The sequence below is a fragment of the Nocardiopsis synnemataformans genome, from assembly GCF_965343085.1.
Taxonomy (GTDB): domain Bacteria; phylum Actinomycetota; class Actinomycetes; order Streptosporangiales; family Streptosporangiaceae; genus Nocardiopsis; species Nocardiopsis alborubida.
In genome coordinates this window covers 1-4,792 of the sequence record NZ_CBDRFA010000144.1, presented here as the reverse complement: position 1 = coordinate 4,792, position 4,792 = coordinate 1, and the positions used below count along the sequence as shown (strand labels likewise).

The following is a 4,792-nucleotide window of genomic DNA, read 5'->3' as shown; positions in this document are numbered from 1 at the left end:
TCACGCCCTGGGCCAGCGGCAGCTCGCCGCCGTAGTTGACCGTGTTGGTCGCCCTGCGCATGTAGGCCTTCCAGGAGTCCGAACCCGACTCGCGGCCGCCGCCGGTGTCCTTCTCACCGCCGAAGGCGCCACCGATCTCCGCGCCGGAGGTGCCGATGTTGACGTTGACGATCCCGCAGTCGGAACCGGCCGCGGACAGGAACCGCTCGGCCTCGGACTGGTCCTGGGTGAAGATCGACGACGACAGTCCCTGGGGCACGCCGTTGTGCAGCTCCACCGCCTCCTCCAGCGTGCGGTAGGGCATCACGTACAGGACCGGAGCGAAGGTCTCCTCCCGCACGACGGCGGTCTGGCCGGGCATGCGCACCACCGCGGGCTCGACGTAGTAGGCGTCGGCGGCCTCCTCCTCCAGAACCCGGGCGCCGCCCACCAGCACCTCGCCGCCCTCGGCCGCGGCCCGCTCCAGCGCCGAGCGCATCGCGGCGTACCCGCGCTCGCCCACCAGCGGGCCCACCAGCGTCGACTCCTCGAAGGGGTCGCCGACGCGGTCGCGCAGCTGCTTGTAGGCGTCCACGACCCGCCGGGTGACCTCCTCGACCACCTCCTCGTGCACGATGAGGCGGCGCAGCGTCGTGCAGCGCTGGCCCGCGGTGCCCGCGGCGGAGAAGACGCTGCCGCGCACCACCAGGTCCAGGTCGGCGGACGGGGCGACCACGGCCGCGTTGTTGCCGCCCAGCTCCAGCAGGTAGCGGCCCATGCGGGCGGCCACCCTGGGCGCCACCTCGCGGCCCATCGCGGTCGAGCCGGTGGCCGACAGCAGGGCCACCCGGGGGTCCTCCGCCAGGGCCTGACCGATCTCGCGGCCGCCCAGCACGACCCGGTGCAGGCCCTGGGCGGGCGCGCCGACCTCCTCCGCCGCGCCCATGAGCAGGCCGTGGCAGGCCAGCGCGGTGAGCGGGGTCAGCTCCGAGGGCTTCCACACCACGGTGTTGCCGCACACCAGGGCCACGCACGTGTTCCACGACCACACAGCGACCGGGAAGTTGAAGGCGGTGATCACGCCGACCACGCCCAGCGGGTGCCAGGTCTCCATGAGCCGGTGGCCGGGCCGCTCGGAGGGCATCGTGCGTCCGTACAGCTGCCGGGACAGGCCCACGGCCAGGTCGCAGATGTCGATCATCTCCTGGACCTCGCCCAGGGCCTCGGAGCGGATCTTGCCCGCCTCGATGGTCACCAGCTCGGCCAGGTCGGCCTTGTGCGCGCGCAGCAGCTCACCGAGCCTGTGGACGACCCGGCCGCGCACCGGGGCGGGGGTGTCGCGCCAGGTGGAGGAGAAGGTCTCCTGGGCCGTGGTGACGGCTTGTTCGACGTCGCCGGCGGACTCGTGGCCCAGGGGGAAGAGGTCCTGGCCGGTGATGGGCGACCTCGCCGCGCCGCGGGCCCCGGCCGGTTCCTGGGGCGCGTCGACGCGGCACCGGTCCAGAGCGGCCCGCGCGCGGTCGGCGAGGGAGGCGGTGGTGGGGAGGGCGGAAATCGGCATGTGCTGCTCTCTCCGTTGAGAGGAACGGGCGGTCACCTCACACCTTGCCAAGTCCGACCCCGCCGGTCCAGCCCCCGCGTCTTGTTCGCCGGGCGCACCGGTTTCCCTGTCCCCGGGGCGGTCGCGGGCGGCGTTAGACTCGGCTGGCCCCTCCCCGGCGGCCCTCCGACGCCCCTGAGACAGACAGCGATCCCCGTGCACCACCACACCACTCCCGAAGAGGACCGCGCCGGTCTCGCCGAGCCCCGCCTGGTCCTGACCCGCTCCGGTTTCGGCGCCGCCGAGCCCCTGTTCAGCGCCGGCCTGCGGGCGAGCGCCGACCTCGCCCAGGCACGGGAGGCGGTCGCCGCGCACGCCTCCCGACTGTGGACGGAGGCCGCCCGCGACGGCTCCGACGACCGTCCCCTGTACTGGGCGCGGCTGGTGCTCTCGGCCCGGCTGCGCTCCTGGCGGCCGGGCTTCGCCCTCTCCGACGCCGAGCGCGCCGACCTGCTGCACCTGCTGGAGACGGGCTCGCGCGGCATCGCCGACCTCGACTTCCCGCCGGGCGACCGGTGGGTGCGGGTGGTCGTGACCGGCTTCGACCCCTTCCGCCTGGACGAGGACCCGGCGTGCTCCAACCCGTCCGGCGCGGCGGCGCTGGACCTGAACGGGTGGACGTTCCCCGTGGGCGGGCGCACGGCCGTGGTGCGCACCGCGGTGTTCCCGGTGCGCTGGGCGGACTTCGACGCCGGGCTGGTGGAGGAGGCGCTGGCGGAGCAGCACCGGCGCGCGGACGCGGTGGTCACGCTCAGCCGCGGGCGGCCGGGCCGCTTCGACCTGGAGGTGTGGAACGGCGTCTGGCGCGGCGGGGGCGAGGACAACCTGCGGGTGTCGCGCACGGGCCGGGCGCCGGTACCGGGGCCCGACGCCCCGGAGTGGACGCTCTCCTCGCTGCCCCACGAGCGGATCCTGGCGGCGGCGCGCGAGGAGCCCTACCCGGTGGTGGTCAACACCGAGGTGGCCGAGGCCGCGCCGGACGGCCGTGGGACGGTGGTGCGCCCGGACGGCCCCACGGAGGGGTCGGCGGCGCGCCGTGGGGGTGGCGGGGACTACCTGTCCAACGAGATCGCCTACCGCAACACGCTGCTGCGGGACCGGGCGGGGCGGCGGATCGCGGCCGGGCACGTGCACCTGCCCAAGGTGGCCTCCCCGCGGGAGAACGCCGCGGTCCTGGCGCAGGTCCGGCGGATCGTGGCGGCGGTGGCCGCCGACGCGGCGGAGCCCGAGGAGTCCGAGGAGTCCGCGCGGGGCTGACGGCCCGCCGAGTGGGGTTTCGGGCGGCGCGAGTCCGTGAGAGCGGGGAGCCCGAAAGCCGGTGCGTCGGCCTGGGCGCGCGCACGGAGCGTGAGCGCGCGCCGGCCACTCGGAGTGCGCGGACGCCTGCGAGGCGATTCACGCTGAGGTGAGAGGCTCGGATATGGTCCCCCTCGTGGCTGTCACCTCACTACGACGCAAACTCTCCGTCAGCGCGGCCGTGGGTCTGCTCCTGGTCCCCGGCTGCCATGCCGCGGAACAGGAGCTGCCCTACGTCGAGCCGGTCCGCTCCTCGCCCGACGACCTGGCGGGGATGGAGTCGCGCACCGTGTCGGTGACCACCGGCGACAGCGCGGTGAGCTACCGCTACCCGCGGTTGGGTGGCGCTCACCCGCTGACGGTGGAGGCGCACACCGCCATGGCCGCGCGCCAGAGCGCCTTCCTGGAGGGCCTGCCGCAGGACGGGACCCTCGAACTGCGCCAGGACACGGCCATCCTCGCCGCCTCACCGGAGGTGGTGGGTGCGCGGCTGACCGCGACCGCCTCCACGGGCGGGGACGAGACCTTCGAGGCCAGCACCCTGTGGTACGACGCGGGCAGCGAGGAGGTACTGCCCTGGACGTCGCTGTTCCGGGACGAGGAGGCGATCGAGCAGGCCCACCTGGCCCTGGCCGACATGCTGGAGAAGGGGTACAACCTGCCCGAGCGCCAGCTGCCCGGGCTGGTCGGCGAGGTCGCCTCGGGCGAGCGGGCGGCGTCGGAGGGCGGCGCGTCCGGTGACGGGCAGGACGGAACGACGAACGGGGAGACGGGCGGAGGGTCCGGCGGGGAATCCAGCGGGGAGACGGACGCGACGCCTGAGCCGCTCGACCTGTCCGAGCCCGACCGGGCCCGGGAGGCCGCCGAGCGCTGGGAGGGCTCGCCGCTGGGTGACCTGGCCTTCAGCACGGCGGGCGGCCTGGCCGTGCGGATGGACCCCGAGGAGGTGCCCAGCGCGGGCCGGGTCAGCGAGGTGCTGGTTCCGGTGGAGGCCGCCGACGTCGAGGGGCTGCTGTCCGAGCTGGGTTACCAGGCCCGGCAGGCGGCTCTGAACGGGGGCGGTCTGGGCGACGACCTCTCCGGGGACGAGGGGGGCCTGAGCGCCCAGGGGCCCACCCTGGACTGCCAGCGGCTCAAGTGCGTGGCGCTGACCTTCGACGACGGACCCGGCGAGCACACCGACCGGTTGCTGGACAGCCTGGCCGAGTACGACGCCCACGCCACGTTCTACGTGCTGGGCTCGCTCGTGGACGAGTTCCCCGCACCGGTGGAACGCATGGCCGAGGAGGGCCACGAGCTGGGCAACCACACCTGGAAGCACGACGACCTGGCGAAGATGTCGGCCGACGAGATCCGCAAGGACATCGAGCGCACCAACGCGGCCGTGCGCGAGGTGACCGGGTCGGACCCGCTGACCATCCGGCCGCCCTACGGGTCGCTGAACGGGACGGTGCGCAAGACGGTGGAGCAGCCCCTGGTCCTGTGGGACGTGGACACGCTGGACTGGAAGAGCCGTGACAGCGAGGACGTCAGCTCGGAGGCCCTGGACAACACCGTGCCGGGGAGCGTGGTGCTCTTCCACGACATCCACGAGACCTCCGTGGAGGCGATTCCGGACGTGCTGGCGGGGCTGCACCGGCAGGGCTACCACTTCGTGACGGTCAGCGACATCTTCGGCTACCAGGGCATGGAGTCGGGCGACGTGTACACCGACGCACGGCTCTCGTCAACTTGACCCGGCCCCAAAGGGCCGGGCTTGGAGGTAGCGCCCAACTGGCTGCTGGGGTGGACTCCTCCGTCCAGACACCCCGTTATGGGGTGTCAGGGACGCGTGACTCACGCCCCCCGTTCCACACCCTCTCGCCACGGGCGGCGATGTTGTGGGAAGCGTTGCGGTCGGCGTGGGCAACGACCCCG

At 74.0% G+C, this 4,792-nt stretch carries 3 protein-coding genes and 1 pseudogene; 2 read left to right on the top strand and 2 right to left on the bottom strand.

The genetic code is table 11. From position 1 onward, the window contains the following. A partial coding sequence (gene amaB / locus ACSIH6_RS38940; protein WP_435113835.1) for an L-piperidine-6-carboxylate dehydrogenase occupies positions 1-1,540 on the bottom strand: 1,540 nt, incomplete at its 3' end. Positions 1,541-1,735: 195 nt separating this feature from the next. On the opposite strand from amaB, the gene ACSIH6_RS38935 reads away from it, so the two are divergent. Together ACSIH6_RS38935 and ACSIH6_RS38930 are read left to right on the top strand one after the other, a co-directional pair. Further along, entirely contained in the window at positions 1,736-2,836 is a 1,101-nt protein-coding gene (locus ACSIH6_RS38935; RefSeq protein ID WP_435113833.1) for a PA0049 C-terminal domain-containing protein, read from the top strand. 163 nt (positions 2,837-2,999) lie between these two features. Next, complete coding sequence (locus ACSIH6_RS38930; RefSeq protein ID WP_435113831.1) at positions 3,000-4,610, top strand: polysaccharide deacetylase family protein; 1,611 nt, start codon at positions 3,000-3,002, stop codon at positions 4,608-4,610. A gap of 76 nt (positions 4,611-4,686) precedes the next feature. On the opposite strand, the pseudogene ACSIH6_RS38925 reads toward ACSIH6_RS38930, so the two are convergent. Further along, a pseudogene (locus tag ACSIH6_RS38925) lies at positions 4,687-4,792 on the bottom strand (RNA-guided endonuclease TnpB family protein); the annotation flags it as partial.

Excerpts from the sequence above, each read along its gene's own strand:
- ACSIH6_RS38930 (WP_435113831.1), top strand. The coding sequence starts at position 3,000 with ATGGTCCCCCTCGTGGCTGTCACCTCACTACGACGCAAACTCTCCGTC.